This is a genomic window from uncultured Sphingopyxis sp. (genome assembly GCF_900078365.1).
Lineage (GTDB): Bacteria > Pseudomonadota > Alphaproteobacteria > Sphingomonadales > Sphingomonadaceae > Sphingopyxis.
This window is the reverse complement of record NZ_LT598653.1, coordinates 3,574,977-3,589,050: the sequence shown is the minus strand read 5'-3', so window position 1 is coordinate 3,589,050 and position 14,074 is coordinate 3,574,977. Positions and strand designations below refer to the sequence as shown.

Annotated in this window: 15 protein-coding genes and 1 tRNA gene; 5 read left to right on the top strand and 11 right to left on the bottom strand. The window is 60.1% G+C overall.

The window, feature by feature from the left end:
* Positions 1-7 precede the first annotated feature (7 nt).
* The 3 genes from QZL87_RS16685 to QZL87_RS16675 all read right to left on the bottom strand — a co-directional run bounded on the left by QZL87_RS16685 (position 8) and on the right by QZL87_RS16675 (position 2,068).
* Entirely contained in the window at positions 8-331 is a 324-nt protein-coding gene (locus QZL87_RS16685) for a helix-turn-helix domain-containing protein (RefSeq protein WP_362987810.1), read from the bottom strand.
* 436 nt (positions 332-767) lie between these two features.
* Positions 768-1,688, bottom strand: coding sequence for an ImmA/IrrE family metallo-endopeptidase (locus QZL87_RS16680; protein ID WP_295321524.1), 921 nt, complete (start codon positions 1,686-1,688; stop codon positions 768-770).
* On the bottom strand, positions 1,688-2,068 hold the full coding sequence (locus QZL87_RS16675; protein WP_295321523.1) for a helix-turn-helix transcriptional regulator: 381 nt from the start codon (positions 2,066-2,068) through the stop codon (positions 1,688-1,690). The genes QZL87_RS16680 and QZL87_RS16675 overlap by 1 nt, the downstream gene beginning before the upstream one ends.
* 166 nt (positions 2,069-2,234) lie before the next feature.
* Here QZL87_RS16675 and QZL87_RS16670 point away from each other — a divergent pair, with 166 nt between their 5' ends.
* From QZL87_RS16670 to QZL87_RS16655, 4 genes are read left to right on the top strand one after another with little or no spacing between them, the layout of a single operon-like run.
* Entirely contained in the window at positions 2,235-2,591 is a 357-nt protein-coding gene (locus tag QZL87_RS16670) for a multiubiquitin domain-containing protein (protein ID WP_295321522.1), read from the top strand.
* Positions 2,592-2,596: 5 nt separating this feature from the next.
* On the top strand, positions 2,597-2,992 hold the full coding sequence (locus tag QZL87_RS16665) for an E2/UBC family protein (protein WP_295321521.1): 396 nt from the start codon (positions 2,597-2,599) through the stop codon (positions 2,990-2,992).
* 20 nt (positions 2,993-3,012) lie between these two features.
* Complete coding sequence (locus tag QZL87_RS16660; RefSeq protein ID WP_295321520.1) at positions 3,013-4,398, top strand: ThiF family adenylyltransferase; 1,386 nt, start codon at positions 3,013-3,015, stop codon at positions 4,396-4,398.
* Positions 4,395-4,775 carry a DUF6527 family protein gene (locus QZL87_RS16655; RefSeq protein ID WP_295321519.1) on the top strand — a complete coding sequence of 127 codons (381 nt, stop codon included), beginning with the start codon at positions 4,395-4,397 and terminating at the stop codon, positions 4,773-4,775. Before QZL87_RS16660 ends, QZL87_RS16655 begins: the two co-directional genes overlap by 4 nt.
* A 116-nt stretch (positions 4,776-4,891) precedes the next feature.
* Here QZL87_RS16655 and QZL87_RS16650 read toward each other — a convergent pair whose 3' ends face one another.
* On the bottom strand, positions 4,892-5,188 hold the full coding sequence (locus tag QZL87_RS16650; RefSeq protein WP_295321518.1) for a DUF2285 domain-containing protein: 297 nt from the start codon (positions 5,186-5,188) through the stop codon (positions 4,892-4,894).
* A gap of 88 nt (positions 5,189-5,276) precedes the next feature.
* On the opposite strand from QZL87_RS16650, the gene QZL87_RS16645 reads away from it, so the two are divergent.
* Positions 5,277-5,516, top strand: coding sequence for a helix-turn-helix transcriptional regulator (locus QZL87_RS16645; RefSeq protein ID WP_295321517.1), 240 nt, complete (start codon positions 5,277-5,279; stop codon positions 5,514-5,516).
* Between the two features lie 114 nt (positions 5,517-5,630).
* Here QZL87_RS16645 and QZL87_RS16640 read toward each other — a convergent pair whose 3' ends face one another.
* The 7 genes from QZL87_RS16640 to QZL87_RS16610 form a co-directional block, all read right to left on the bottom strand.
* Positions 5,631-6,419: a LuxR family transcriptional regulator gene (locus tag QZL87_RS16640; protein ID WP_295321516.1), complete on the bottom strand. Its 789-nt coding sequence runs from the start codon at positions 6,417-6,419 to the stop codon at positions 5,631-5,633.
* A 247-nt stretch (positions 6,420-6,666) separates the two neighbouring features.
* Positions 6,667-10,005: a TonB-dependent receptor gene (locus QZL87_RS16635; protein ID WP_295321515.1), complete on the bottom strand. Its 3,339-nt coding sequence runs from the start codon at positions 10,003-10,005 to the stop codon at positions 6,667-6,669.
* Positions 10,006-10,094: 89 nt separating this feature from the next.
* Entirely contained in the window at positions 10,095-11,045 is a 951-nt protein-coding gene (locus tag QZL87_RS16630) for a FecR domain-containing protein (RefSeq protein WP_295321514.1), read from the bottom strand.
* Positions 11,038-11,622, bottom strand: coding sequence for a sigma-70 family RNA polymerase sigma factor (locus QZL87_RS16625; protein ID WP_295321513.1), 585 nt, complete (start codon positions 11,620-11,622; stop codon positions 11,038-11,040). The genes QZL87_RS16630 and QZL87_RS16625 overlap by 8 nt, the downstream gene beginning before the upstream one ends.
* Positions 11,623-11,745: 123 nt before the next feature.
* Positions 11,746-12,957: an integrase arm-type DNA-binding domain-containing protein gene (locus tag QZL87_RS16620; protein WP_295321512.1), complete on the bottom strand. Its 1,212-nt coding sequence runs from the start codon at positions 12,955-12,957 to the stop codon at positions 11,746-11,748.
* 198 nt (positions 12,958-13,155) lie between these two features.
* A tRNA-Gly gene (locus QZL87_RS16615) sits at positions 13,156-13,229 on the bottom strand.
* A 133-nt stretch (positions 13,230-13,362) separates the two neighbouring features.
* A complete protein-coding gene (locus QZL87_RS16610) occupies positions 13,363-14,073 on the bottom strand; it encodes an RES family NAD+ phosphorylase (protein ID WP_295321511.1) in 711 nt (236 codons plus the stop codon).
* Position 14,074 lies beyond the last annotated feature (1 nt).

Here is a 14,074-nt window from a genome sequence, read left to right as displayed (position 1 = left end):
GCGAAGCCTATTCTCGGTCAAAGAGCCGCTTGAGACTGGCGTAACGGATAAAGGTGGACCGACCGACTTTTACGGCTTCGATTTCACCGGCTCCGATGAGTTCGTAGAGCGTCGATCGACTGATGCCGGTCAGCTTCACCGCGACCGGAACACGAACGCAGATCGGCTCGGCGGGCAGTGTGCCAAAGACGTCCTGAACGGAAGAAGGCGAACCGTCTCGCTCGCTCCAAATTGCGTCGTTCATATGCGAGCCGATTTTGCGTGGGTGCGGCCTGCTGCCCCTGTCGTCAAGGCGGCCAGACGCTGGCTTGGAATCGTCTTCGCTGGGCATGATTGACACCTTCGGTGGTAGGGAAGCCCCAACCATGCGCGCGATCAGAAAACATGAAAATCGGTGCCGCTAAATGGGCCGGAAAACCGCCATTTTTCAGCCTTCTGGCACTGTCGCCGCTAAAGCGGCACCGTTTCGGTTCTTATAAAAAGGATGTGCAGACAATAGCTTAGTCCTGTTCGCGCGGTCGGACAGTGTCGTAGCTTTATATCTTGCCTTACCGATAAATCCTTGAATCTGCGCCAATTCCTTCCGAGAATCATCTCTCGATCTGACGAATCGCCTACGAAGAACATCCGCCGCGATCGCGTAAAACTGGTCGCAAAGCGCAGTCTGCTTTCAGGCTGACGTCTGAGAGAAGCCGACATCACCGGATGGGACTACGTGACTGTAGACTCCGGGTACGCAGCGTCCAAGGGACGAGCCGCAGGCAACGCTAGTTCTTGCTGATGCCTGGCATAATAATGGGACTGCTGGTGAGGGTGCTCACCGCATGGATGAGGATGAAAACCTGATAGGTCTGGGTGAATGCCTCAGCGATGCATTCGTGAGTGTCGCCGTTTCGATCCTTAAGGGAGATCATCTGTTTGCCAGACATCTTCCGTCCGTTGATCGGGATCATCGCACCGACGGGATGATCGGGCGTAAAAACCAGCGGCCAATTGATCTCGCCGAATATCTCGGTGAAACGCGGCGATGAGCAATGCCGTCGAAGCGAGGCCCGGAACCCATCACCGCGGATGAGTTCCGGGGGGTTAAGCACAACGACAGTACAAGCCCGCCAGTTGTGCGAGACATACCGGCGCACCGACGAATATATGGATGCTCCATATTTTTTGCTGAGATTGACGGGCACCAAAATGCCGAAGGTCTTTTCTTCCGCCTCCTTTGTGAACCCATCGAGCTGGAAAACGACCTCGGATGCAAAGACATTCGCCTCGCGATCAAAAAGATCAGCGGTTGCGGGCTCGATGGTCTGGTCGCAATCTTCCACCACTGCGTAAAGGTCGCGTTGCCACGCCATGAAGGCATGGCCCGTTTCATGCAGCTTCACAAAGGTCTGCTTTACCACGTGCAACGTGCGGTCGATGAAGACCAGCCGCGCTTTGGCATCGAACAGGCCAATCACTTTACTGAGCGCAGATTTCAATGCTCCGCTGGCTTCCCTACGAAGTTTGGCGATGAAGCTCTCGTTGAGAACATCTTCCTTCACCTCCTGCACATTGGCCGCGGCCATGATGTCATCAATCGGTGTCGGAAAACGACCAAGCGCGCCTGCCAGTGACAAGGCGCGCTCGGCTTCGGATCTTACCTTTGCATATTGAGCCGGTGTCAGGTGGCTATCGTCTGGCTTCATCAAGGTTTTGCCTTCTGTCGAACAAAGGAAAGATACTGCAGTAGCTCTTTTTCTTCTTCTAACGTCAAGTTGTCGATCGAAAATGTTGCCGCTCTACCATGTTTAGCTGTGTCCGAGCTTCTCGCATTCGGAGATATATATCCAGCTCTCTCCATAAGTTTTGCATACGACACCTTATATACACTCGCTAGCGAGTGCAGAACATTTGGTGAGGGCTTTGCTATCTTCCCGTTCTCTAACTGGCTCAGATACGCATTCGACACATCCTTTCCGGTGGCATCTTCCACCTCTCTGAGGGTTAGCCCCGTCCCCGACCGAAGGCTCTTGAGATAGATCCCCAATGCCTCGCCCTTTCTCCCCACGTCAGTTTCATCGCTCATCGTTCCTCCTAGCTAAGGGTGAAGGCGGAATCCGCCGCAGAAATCATACTCTTTTTGCTAAAATCGTCAAGCATGCTAAGTCTTGCTTGACATACTTAGCACGCCTCCTATTTTGAGCGCGCAGGCAATGAGGCCCGCAACAATATGTCAGTCCATGGAGGTTCTGATGGATAACGAAGAAAAGGCGGACGTCTCTGCCGATGAATTGGTTGAAGCGATCCGTGAAGAAATCTCGGAAGAAATTGCGGATTTGGAGGATTACGCCCGCCGTGGCGAAGCACCGCCTCACTGCCGGGGATACAAGATCAAGGTGAATGGCGACCCGTTCGTCGTCCATGATCGCTACATCACCGGCCGCGAAGTCCTTGAACTCGCCGGTTTGACGCCGCCGAAAGACTACACGCTGCGCGTGAAGGTTGCCGGTCAGCGTCCGCAGAAGGTTGACCTCAACGAGAAGGTCGATCTGCGCCAGCCCGGTATCGAGAAGTTCAAGGCGTTGCCGCGCGATCAGACGGAGGGCTAACGGCAATGCGTCGGCAGTTCGATCTGTTGCCCGAAGATGAGCAACTCCTCAACGATTACGGCCTGCCTTGGGAAACGGTCGTGGATGGATCCCAATGGGTTCTCATCCACGACTTCCCCACACAAGAAGGCTACAACCACAAGACCGTCATTGCGGCGATCAGGCTGGAAACGGGCTACCCCAACACGCCGCTGGATATGGTCTATTTCCATCCTGCGCTCGCCCGCACCGATGGTCGCCCCATTGGCGCGACGGAAGCGGTGCAGCAGATCGCGGGGATTTCCTACCAGCGCTGGTCACGTCACCGCACAGCGCAAAATCCCTGGAGGCCCACTATCGACAGCCTCGGCACGCACATCGTGTTGATCGAAGATTGGTTGCAGCGGGAATTCGAGAAATGAATCCGCCAATCACCTTGAGCATGACGGACGATCAGCACCGCCGTCTGCATACGCATCTTTTTCCCGGCGACGGGAAAGAAGCGGTTGCCATCCTTCTCTGCACACATCGGAGCGGGGACCGGCGGCATCGCCTCCTCGTACGATACATCGAGGAGATTCCGCACGCGCAATGTGAACGAACTGCAGTGAGCGTGACTTGGCAGACAGAAATCATCGAAGACATTCTCGACCGCGCGGAAGCGGAAGGGTTGAGTTTCATCAAGATTCACAGCCATCCGAACGGCTATCCCGCTTTTTCGCCGACCGATAACAAAAGCGATGACCTCCTGCTGCCGATGGTCCGCGACTCAACCGAGATCGATGCCCCTCATGGCAGTGCCATCATGCTGCCATCCGGTGAGGTATTCGGACGCGTTCTGATCCAAGATGGATTGATTCCCATCGAATGCGTCAATGTCGTCGGCGATGATTTGCAGTTTTGGTATCCGGCGGGTGGCGACAAATCCGTCCCGAGTTTTGCGGCGTCTCACGCACAGATTTTCGACGAGGGCACGATCGAACGGTTGCGCCGCTTGTCGGTTGCCGTGGTTGGCTGTTCGGGAACCGGCAGCCCCGTCATCGAGCAGCTTTTCCGTTTGGGTGTTGGCGAAATTGTTTTGGTCGATGACGATCATATCGAAGATCGCAACGTCAACCGCATCCTCAACTCAACCATGGAAGATGCCGCGAAGAAGCGTCCTAAACCGGATGTAATCGGCGATGCCATCGACCGCGCCGGACTTGGCACGCTAGTTGTCCGTATCACCGGCAATCTCTGGTCGCCTGAAGTCGTGCGCGAGGTCGCGCAATGCGATGTCGTCTTTGGATGCATGGATACCGTTGACGGGCGTTACCTGCTGAACACTCTCGCGACGTTCTACATACAACCCTATTTTGACATTGGCGTGCGCCTCGACGCAGTGCGCGAAGGGCCGAACAAGGGTAAGATACGGGAGGTGTGCGGCACGGTTCACTACCTACTTCCCGGCAAGTCTAGCCTCATGACGCGCGGCCTTTTTACGATGAAACAAGTGGCGGATGCCGGATTGCGTCGCACCGATCCTGCCGCCCACGCGCAGCAAATAGAGGACGGCTATATTGCCGGTGTTCAGGGCCACCGGCCAGCGGTCATCAGTGTGAACATGTTTGCGGCGTCTCTTGCGGTAAACGAGTTACTTGCCAGACTTCACCCGTTCAGGGAGGAATCGAATGGTGAATATGGATCGGTCACCTTTAGCTTGGCGAGCATGGAACTGATGTACGAGCGCCACAGCGAACCGTGTGAGATACTTGAACCACACATCGGCAAAGGCGACATGCGGCCGTTACTGCGGCTCACTGAACTTTCTGAAAAGCCAAAACCATGAAGTGGCTCCTGATAGCTTGGCATTGGCTCCTCCGGCTTTTTGTCGGTGGACGCTATGGTCAGAAATCGAAGCCATACCGCGTCGTTATTGCGGATGAGGCACTTCCAGCGCAGCTCGCTGCCGACACGCTCTACGTCGTCGATGACGATGGCTTTTTAGAACAAGCGGCGATGCTCTGTCCGTGCGGTTGCGGGCGCATACTGCATATGAACCTTCTGCCAGACGAGCGGCCATGCTGGCAACTCACTCAGCACGCGGATGGCACGGCAACGCTGTATCCGTCGGTATGGCGGAAAAAGGATTGCGGTTCGCATTTCTGGTTCCGGCGAGGCCAAGTGCTTTGGTGTGCCGACGAATCTTTCAGCGACGCATACTGACGCTGCCAATTGCCAATCGCGCCCAAGGTTGGGGCGGCTCTCGAGATTGCCGCTGGTTCAACGGCCGGTACGGCTTAGATGAGGCGCAAACCTGACAAACCGCCGCGCCTTTCAACTCAACGCTCGCACTGCTTCCCGTCGCCCGCGAGGAAGAGCGGTAGCCCTTCGCTGATGATCCAGCGCGCCCGCGCGACGTGGGCGTCCCAGCAGCGGCGCGCGGCGGGTTCGTCCTGGTCGGGGTTGCATCCCAGGATGATGATGCTGGCCTCGCGCCAGTCGCGGCCGTCGATGATGTCCCGTCCCTCGGCAACATCGAGAACGCGCGCATAGGTCAGGATATTGGCGCGATCATAGGGTAAGATGGTGTCGGGGAAATCGAGGTTTTCGGGACGCGGCGGCGGCGTTACGGTCATGTCCATCGCTCCCGGCAAATCTTCTAATCCCAATATGGGATAATCCCAAAACCGACGCAAGGAAAGGCCTCCTTTTGTCGGTTCTTTCATGGCTCGGTCGCTTCGTACTCCCAAACATCGTCAGCTCCAATCCGGCCTTGCCGCGGCGCGCAAGGCGGCGGGGCTGACGCAGGTTCAGTTGGCGGAGAGATTGGGCCGGCCACAATCGTTCGTCGCCAAATATGAAGTCGGCGAGCGGCGGATTGATGTCATCGAATTCTGTGAGATCGCCGACGCGCTGAAGCTGGATGCCAGCGCCTTGCTGTCGTCCCTATTCACCGACCGATAGCTCCCCACCAACATTCATTCGGAAGGCCGCCGCCCGCCCCCAAAAGGCAGGGGCGGCGGCAAGCCGATGCCGGTCGCGGATTCGCGAACGCGCTTCACATCGCAGCGGAATTTTCTAGGTCGCCAGGTGGCGGTATTGACGTGGGGAGATTTCGTGGAGGCCGATTTCGCCATCGAGGATCGCGGCGATGACCAACTGCGTCCGGTTGTGGACCTCGTAACGGCCGCAGGCGGCTTCGATGTAGGATTTGATCGTCGCGGGAGTCAGGCCGAGGATGGTGGCGATGTCGGTGTTGCTCTTGCCCTGGGCGGCGAGGATCGCGCATTCACGCTGGCGCTGTTGGAGACCAACGGCGCGGATCGGGCGCGGGCGGCGGCCAATGATGCGGCGGGCTTTCTGGAAGGCAAAGCCGCCGACGATCTGGGCGGCGGCGATGTGGTGCTGCGTCAGGTCGGGGGTGCGCGGGCTACAGAAGTTGCAGGAGCCGCTGCGCTCGCCCAGCACGAAGGCGGGGACGGTGATGCCGTGGGCAACGCCGTGCCGCGCGCCGCGTTCCAGGAACGCGCGGTGGCGCGGGGCCAGTTCGATCAGGTCGGCCAGTTCGCACCATGCGAAGCAGGCGTTGGCGGCGATGCAGGCGTGAACGACCGGGTCGTCGCGGTGATAGAGGCCGCCGAAATAGGCCGCGGCATAGTCGGGCGGATAGTTGTTCATGTTGATGAGGCCGGGCGACGCGGCGCGGTGATCGTCGTGATGGATCATCGCATAGTGGCGGAAGCCCAATTCGCGCGCTGCGGCTTCGAGCAGCCGTTCGACGTCGGCGAGGCCGGCCGCCCGCTGGATTTCAGCGAGGAACGCCGCCGCGAAATTCAGCGCGCCCGCGTCCAGGCCTTGGTTCGGCACAAAGTCGTCGCCTTGCATCCCTTCACCTCCGGTTGGTCGTCGGGGCGGAGCGCCATGTTGGCCGCCTTCGCTGCCGGACAAATAAGGCCGCCGCCCGGTGCCGGGACTGGCGGGACGGCGGCCAAGGTGTCCCTCAGGGGAGAGGGAGTGCGAGAGACTGTTCCGCTAGGTCCAAAAAACCGGGCCGATGCTTGCCCGGGAGCAAGCGAGGCATCGGCCCGAGGCGTTCCCTCAGTGGAGAGAGGACTCAGAATTTCTTGGCGATGCTGAACCCGATGATGCGCGGGTCGAGCGTGAAGACGTTGGTCGTCAGGCCCGAGTCATCCGAGTTGAGGAAGGCATCGGTGATCGGCGTCGAGTTGAAGACGTTTTTCACATAGGCTTCGATCGACAGATCGTCGGGGCCATCGACACGCAACGAGATGTTGAAGTTCGTCCAGTCGCGCAGCCGGTCGTAGGGGTTGAGGTTGTAGACCCGCGCCCAGCTCTTCGCCTGCCAATAGCCGTCGCCGCGGATCGTCGCGCTCCAGTCGGTGCCGAACGGGATCGTATATTCAGCACCAAGATTGACCGTCCAGTGTGGCGAGTTCGGCAGTTCATTGCCGCCAAGCTCGGTGTAGAGACCTGCACCGCCATTGAGCTCTGGGTAGTTGGCCGGGTCGTAGCGCTGGCCCGTCAAAGGATCGAGTACCCGCGCTCCAAAGAGACCGCCGACGAGGCCGCGGATACCGCCACAAACATTCGCGGCGTATTGGAAACCCTGTGACATGTTGAGCCAACCTTCGGCGATGTGCGTGGGCACAACGCAGTTTGAAGGCAACTGAACCCATGGCTTGAAAACCGTATAATCGGGATTGCCGAGGTTGCGGTTCATCGGGTCGATCGACTTTTCACCTTCCCCGATTCGCGTACCAAGATAGCCGATATTGGCATTAAAGCGCAGACGATCGACGGGCTCAAACTGAGCCGAAAGCTCCGCGCCCCAGACCTTGGCGTCGAAATTCTCATTGACGGCCGTGCGATCGCGAATTTGCGAAACCTGATAATTTTTATAGTCATAGAAGAACGCCCCGGCATTCAACGTGAGCCTTCCGCCCATCAGCACATTCTTGGTTCCAATCTCGAAGGCATTTACGAATTCGGGTTCGAAGGTCGCGCCGTAGTTTACGGCCGTCAGTTCTAGCACCGGGAAGAATCCGGCCAGTTTGTAGAAATTTGCGTTTGCCTGGCTCACGATGCCAGCGTCGACCAGTTGCTCCGGAGTCGCAAATCCAGGCGTTGGCGGATTGATTCCTCCTGCTTTGTAGCCTCTGCTCAAGAACGCGTAGAGCAATGTATCATCGGTAAAGCCCAAATCAGGCTGCCAATCGATCCCCAAACGGCCAGTGAACTCGCCACCTTTCACGACAACATCGCGGTCTATCGGATGGCCGGTTCCGACAACGCCACCCGCAGCTATCGTCGGCGCGAGAAGCAGTTGACTGGGGACCAGGGTGAAACGCTTGTTGTCATTGGTGTAACGCAGCCCGGCTGTGAGCTTCAAATCGGGATTGATGTTGTAATAGGCCTCACCGAAGGCCGCATAACTGTTAAGTTCATAAGGGTTTGAACTTCTAAAATAATTGTGCCCTTCGCCACTTATATTTTCAACAGGGTTGGGGTCTATATAAGGACACATGGAATTCTTGATCGGAACGTTTGGTCCGGTAGCATAAATGGAGAAATATACATCCCAACTACATTGGGTCTGTGTGCCAGTAAAATTGAATGGCTCCGTCATGGCGATAGCCGTCAGAAGATTGCTCATGACATAATATTCATTTTTCGTCTTGAAATGCGTATAATTTCCGCCAACGCTGAAATTGAACGGACCATCGAAATCGGATTGCATTCGCACTTCTTGCGAAAATTGCTTTGAATCTGACGATGAAACATCAAAGACCGCTAGTCGGTCAGAGCAGCCGATTTGCGGATCGCAAAAAATTCCTCCCGGCGCCATGCCTCGCCACAGGCTCGGTGCCCCCTGTCCTCCGAACGCTTCCCAATTCGACGTATCGTTGAAGATCGGTACCGTGTTGAAGCGGTTATAATCCTGAAAGGAATAAACCCCGTCCCAGTTCCAGGCCGTCTGCGACGATAGCGTGAGGCTGTCCGACAGATCGACATCGAGGTTAAGCTGCAATATATCCGATTTGGCCCGATAACGCGGATCGCGGATCGACGCGACTTCTCGCAAGTCGCGGGATTGCATCATGCCACCATAGGGATCGATGGGTTTGAGTAGGAATCCCGATGACAACGGCGCACCCGGCGGCGCGTCGGACCCGTAGAGCCCCTGCGCTATGTTGAGGCCTGCCACATAGGCCAAACCCAACCCGTTCGGCGTGCCGAACGCTTCATCGGCATAGAGACTGCCTGCTTTGCAACCCGTGCTGAATAGGGCGGCGCGCTGTTCCTGAAATTCGGCAAAGAGTGGCGGAGGGTTCGGATCGCGAATGGTCGTCGAACCGATCACATCCGGACTTTCGTCGCGGTGGCAGAGCTGCTTGCCCGTGCGCGAACGATTGTCGTCCTCGCGGAAGCGCTCCCAGATAAAGCTGCCACGCAACCAGTCATTTTCGAAACCGAGGGTTGCCCGCAGCGAATAGAGATCTCGTCCGTTAATCCGATTGTCCGTTATCGAATTATAATCATAGCCGTCGCGCTGGGTCATCGCGCCAGCGACGCGCAGACCGAATGCGTCGGGAACGATGGGAATATTGAGCATGCCGACCATGCGGCGGCTGTTGTAGTTGCCGACCTCGCCCTTGATGTTGCCCTCGAACCGATCGAGCTTCGGCTTCGCCGTGATCAGGTTGACGACACCACCGGTTGCGTTACGGCCATAAAGCGTGCCTTGCGGCCCGCGCAGCACCTCCAAGCGCTCCAGATCGAAGAATTCCTGTTCGAAGAAGCGGTTATTGATCATCGCGACGTTATTGAAGCTCACGGCCACGCCCGGATCGGTGGATGCCGAAATCGCCTTGGTGCCGATACCGCGGATCGACAGGTTATAGCTGGTGAAGTTGGATTTGGAGAAGGTCAGATTCGGCACGGCGCGCATGATGTCGGAGCCGCTTTCGATTTTCTGTTCGTTGAGGTCGTCCTGCGACAATGCCGTGACGGCAATCGGCACGTCCTGAATTGATTCCACGCGCTTCTGCGCGGTGACGACGATTTCGTTGCCGCGGTAATCGTCACCGGTGGTCGATTGCCCCTCCGACGCGGCGACGATTGTTATGACGGCCGCGCTAGCAGGGTCACCCCGGGCGACGAGGCCGGTGCCGGCCAGAAGCGCGCGCAGCCCCTCGCTGACGCTCATGCTGCCGTGAACCGCGTTGGTCGTCTTTCCGCGCGTCGTGACGCCGCTGGCGACGATCTGGATACCCGCTTGCCGGGCAAATTCGGGAATGGCGCGCGCGGCGTCTTGCGCCGGGACGTCGAAACTGCGTTCTTGCGCCATCGCCGGGCTGCTCACCGCCACCGCGACGATCGCCGCCACGCTCGCCATCGTGCGTGCGCCGTTGAACTCGAGAATTCCCCGCATCTTGTCCCTCCCATGTAAGAGGCGCGTTGTGCGCCTTCATAAGGTAGGATGCAGCGCCGCCGCGTTTCCGATGCCTGCGCCGGAAAAAATCAGGAGCCGGTCGCGACGAGGTGCATGTCACCCGACCGCATTTCCACGCGCGCGCCGACCAGCGGCGCGACGGCGCGGGCGAAATCTCCGGGTTCGTCGGTGCGAAAATAGCCGACGATCGGCATCCGGGCGAGAACCGGGTCCTCCACCACCAGCTTGCGGTGATTGTAGCGATTCAGCTCCGCGACGGCATAGGACAGGGGCTCGCCATTGAGGGCGAGCCCGCCGTCGCGCCAGGCCAGAGCGCGGTCGATCTCGTCCGCGGCCTTCACCGCCACGATGGCCTGCGTGCCCGTCGCGACGAAGCTGCGTTCCCCCCGCGCGATACGGGTCCGCGCCGCCTCGTTGCCCTCTATCCATGTCTCGACCACGCCCTCGGTCACGAGGACGTCGACGCCTTCGGGATTGCGCCGGACTGAAAAGGCCGTGCCGACGGCGCGGACGCGGACGGCGCCGACATCGACCACGAAGGGCCGGTGCGCGTCGTGCGCGACCTGGAACCAGGCCTCGCCTTCCTCCAGCGTGATATGGCGCCGTTCGGGTTCGAGCGCGACCGCGATGCGGCTGGCGGTGTTGACCGTGGCGACCGAGCCGTCGGCCAGCGGCAGCCGCCGCACCTCGCCGACCGTCGTCGAATATTCCTGGCCCGACGGCATCAGCAGGACGCCCGCCACGCCGGCCGCGACCGCTGCCGCACCTCCGGCGAGAAAATGACGCCGGCCGAACCGCGATGGCGCCGGGGCCTCCTCCTCCAGTGCGGCGGGGCCGCTCTCCGCATCGATCAGAATGGGGTCGCCGGCGATATAGATCAGCGCCGCCTCGGCACGCAGCAACGCGCCCTCCCGCCGCTCGTCGGCGGCGATCCAGGCATCGAATTCCCGCTGTTCGTCGGAGGAAAGCGGGCCTGCATCGCGGCGGATGGCCCAGCGCGCCGCGCCGTCGTCATCCATTGCCCGATGTCCCTTTGACCGCCGTGTGGCGCGTTTCCGAAGGGTCGGCGCCTTCGCGATCTTCGTTCGTGATCGCCTTGAGAATGAGCTTGAGGCCGCGAATGGCCTGCTGCTCGATGGTATGTTCGGGCAGGTCGAGCCGCTCGGCGATCTCGCGCTGCGAGACGCCCTCGACGCGGCGCAGCTCGAATATCTCGCGGCAGCGCGGCGGCAAATCCTCGATCATGCGCCGCACGCGGGCCAGTTCGCGGCGCGCGGCGACATGCCGCTCCGGGCCGGGGGCGTCATCTTCGAGCGCCAGTGCCTGCGTGTCGGTCAGATGGTCGATCCGCACGATCCGGTTGCGGCGAATGCGCTGGAGCATCACCATCCGCGCGGCCGTGAACAGATAGCCGCGCCCGTCGCGGATATGTTCGACGCTCTTCAGCCGGGCGATGTTCAAATAGGTTTCCTGCACGATGTCGTCGATTTCCTCACCCGCAACCGCCATGCGCCGCAGACGCGCGCGCAGCGCGGCCTCGTGCGGAATCACGTTGCCGGCCACCCACGCGATAATCTCGGCACGGCTTTGCCCCAAGCCGATACTCCTCCTCTCCCCATTTCGCCTCGGTCGTTCCGTCCCTTTCTCGCCGCGGCTAAATAGTAGGATGCACCGCGGCGACTTTTCCGATTGCCGGGCGAAAGTTTTTGAAGAATCCCGCTAACGGGGCTTCTTTCCCTGCGCGCGTAGCTCGTCGAGGTGGTCGCTCCACCATTGCGCCATCTTCACGCGCTCCTTCCAATGCGTGCCGCGATGATAGGCGGCGCGGACTCGGTCGCCATCGCCGTGCGCCAGCGCGCGCTCGATCGCGTCGGGCGACCATAGGCCGGATTCGTTGAGCAAGGTGCTCGCCATCGCCCGGAAGCCATGCCCCGTCATTTCGTCGCTGGCATAACCGAGCCGCCGCAGCGCGGCGTTGAGGGTATTGTCCGACATCGGGCGCTTGCGGCTGCGGATCGACGGGAACGCATAGCCGCTGTTGCCCGAGAACATTTGCAGCGACCGGAACAGCTCGATCACCTGAAGTGACAGGGGAACGTGATGGGGTTTGCGCATCTTCGTCTTTTCCGCCGGGATCGTCCATAGCGCGGCTTCGAGGTCGATTTCGCTCCATTCGGCGTGCCGCAGTTCGCCGGGCCGAACGAAAACATGCGGGGCGATCTGCAAGGCGAGCTTGGTCACGACGTGCCCCTCATAATCGTCGATCGCGAGCAGGAGTTCGCCGACCTCCTTGGGATCGATGACCGCGCCATAGTGCGTCACCTTGGGCACGATGAGAGCGCCCCGCAAATCGCGCGTCGGGTCCGAATTCAATCGCACGGTGGCAACGGCGTAGCGGAACACGCCGCTGGCGAGTTGCAGCGTCCGGCGGGCGCTTTCGTAATTGCCCTTGGCCTCGATCTTACGGATGGCGGTGAGGACATCGGCGGGTCCGATGTCGGTGACGGGCAGGCGGCCGATGGAAATGCTAAGCTGCGAAAGCAGATACTCGCTTCGTTTCGCCGTCGCCGGCGCCCAGGCACGCGTGCCGTCACGCCGCCGCTTGCGGCAATATTCGTCGGCGATGGCAGCGAAGGTGTTGGCTGCCTCCATGAACGCGCGGTGCTTTTCGAGCTGCTTTTCGCGGGCGGGGTCGCGGCCATGGGCAACCATCTGGCGCGCTTCATCGCGGCGGCGGCGCGCTTCGCTCAAGCTGATGTCGGGATAGGTGCCCAGCGCGAGCTTTTTCTCGCGTCGGAGGACCCGATATTTGAATCGCCAAAGCTTTCCGCCGCTCGGCTGAACCAGCAGGAAGAGGCCGAGCGAGTCGCCCATCTTATAGGATTTTTCCCGGGGCTTGGCGTTGCGGATCGCGACATCTGAAAGCGGCATGGTTCAAGCCTTTCCACCGAGTGGCCCCCACGCTGGGGGCTACTCGAATTGAAGCCCGACGCTAGAATCGGCAAAATGGCCCCCAAACACGCTCGGATGCTGTCGGATCGCGCTGGACATCGTCGGAGAATGAAAGCCAATATACCGCAGTTTTCTGCGGTTTTCAAAAGCAAACTCGGACGATGTCGGATGAGGTCATGGAGCGGGTGAGGGGAATCGAACCCCCGTCGTCAGCTTGGGAAGCTGCTGCTCTACCATTGAGCTACACCCGCATTTCGGCGACCTGACCATGTCCAAGGCCGGGGGCCGAAGGCACTTGCCTTTGCCGCCATCCGTGTCGCCGGTCAATGGGTTCCTATCGGTCAATTTGCGCCTGCGCCCCGGAAGCGTGGAAAGTCGTCCCGGCTAAACCTCGAGGCGGAATATCGGGCCCGATCCGTCGAGAACGAGCTCGTGGATCATATCGATCCGCTCGCCGTTCCAGTGATAGCGGAAATGGCGGCCTTGCACCGGCCTCGCGACGACGTCGGGCCAGAAGGCGGCGATACATTCGCCGCCGGGGTTGCGAACCGAGGGGTAGACGATCCCGTCGCTCCCGGCCTCGCGCTGCCGGCGCGCGAAATTCTGCGACGGCGCATAATCGTCGGGGGCGAGGAGCGCATCGAAGCCGCTCGTCCGGATGTCGACGAGCTCGGCCGCCACGGCGCCGACGAGTTCGCGCATGTCCGAGATCCAGCCTGGCTCATCCCTCGTGTCGAGCAGGCGCCGGGCCTGATGGTGGGTGACTTCGGCGACCGCCGTCTCGAAATCCCCGGCGGTATAATAGGCGCCGAAATGTCCGTCATGGAATCGCCCCGGCCGGTCGGGCGAGCAATGGGTGAAGGGCGCCATCACATAGCTCGCGCCCGGCCCCGCGACGCGCCGTTCGACGGGCACGAGGTCGAGATTGCCGATCGTCTCGGCGATCCGGGGGTTCGTCTTCGCCTCGGCTGCGGCGAGCAAGTCCCAATCTTCCGGGTCGGCGAGGTCTTCGAACAGGTCGATCGGCGGAAATCTGCTTTCGATCAGGCGGACGGCCGACGGCCAGTCGACGCGAGACAGCGGCGCGTCCGGCATT

Bases quoted from the DNA above. Each gene is read 5' to 3' on its own strand.
- QZL87_RS16685 (WP_362987810.1), bottom strand. From the start codon at position 331: ATGCCCAGCGAAGACGATTCCAAGCCAGCGTCTGGCCGCCTTGACGAC.
- QZL87_RS16680 (WP_295321524.1), bottom strand. From the start codon at position 1,688: ATGAAGCCAGACGATAGCCACCTGACACCGGCTCAATATGCAAAGGTA.
- QZL87_RS16675 (WP_295321523.1), bottom strand. From the start codon at position 2,068: ATGAGCGATGAAACTGACGTGGGGAGAAAGGGCGAGGCATTGGGGATC.
- QZL87_RS16670 (WP_295321522.1), top strand. From the start codon at position 2,235: ATGGATAACGAAGAAAAGGCGGACGTCTCTGCCGATGAATTGGTTGAA.
- QZL87_RS16665 (WP_295321521.1), top strand. From the start codon at position 2,597: ATGCGTCGGCAGTTCGATCTGTTGCCCGAAGATGAGCAACTCCTCAAC.
- QZL87_RS16660 (WP_295321520.1), top strand. From the start codon at position 3,013: ATGACGGACGATCAGCACCGCCGTCTGCATACGCATCTTTTTCCCGGC.
- QZL87_RS16655 (WP_295321519.1), top strand. From the start codon at position 4,395: ATGAAGTGGCTCCTGATAGCTTGGCATTGGCTCCTCCGGCTTTTTGTC.
- QZL87_RS16650 (WP_295321518.1), bottom strand. From the start codon at position 5,188: ATGACCGTAACGCCGCCGCCGCGTCCCGAAAACCTCGATTTCCCCGAC.
- QZL87_RS16645 (WP_295321517.1), top strand. From the start codon at position 5,277: ATGGCTCGGTCGCTTCGTACTCCCAAACATCGTCAGCTCCAATCCGGC.
- QZL87_RS16635 (WP_295321515.1), bottom strand. From the start codon at position 10,005: ATGCGGGGAATTCTCGAGTTCAACGGCGCACGCACGATGGCGAGCGTG.
- QZL87_RS16630 (WP_295321514.1), bottom strand. From the start codon at position 11,045: ATGGATGACGACGGCGCGGCGCGCTGGGCCATCCGCCGCGATGCAGGC.
- QZL87_RS16620 (WP_295321512.1), bottom strand. From the start codon at position 12,957: ATGCCGCTTTCAGATGTCGCGATCCGCAACGCCAAGCCCCGGGAAAAA.
- QZL87_RS16610 (WP_295321511.1), bottom strand. From the start codon at position 14,073: ATGCCGGACGCGCCGCTGTCTCGCGTCGACTGGCCGTCGGCCGTCCGC.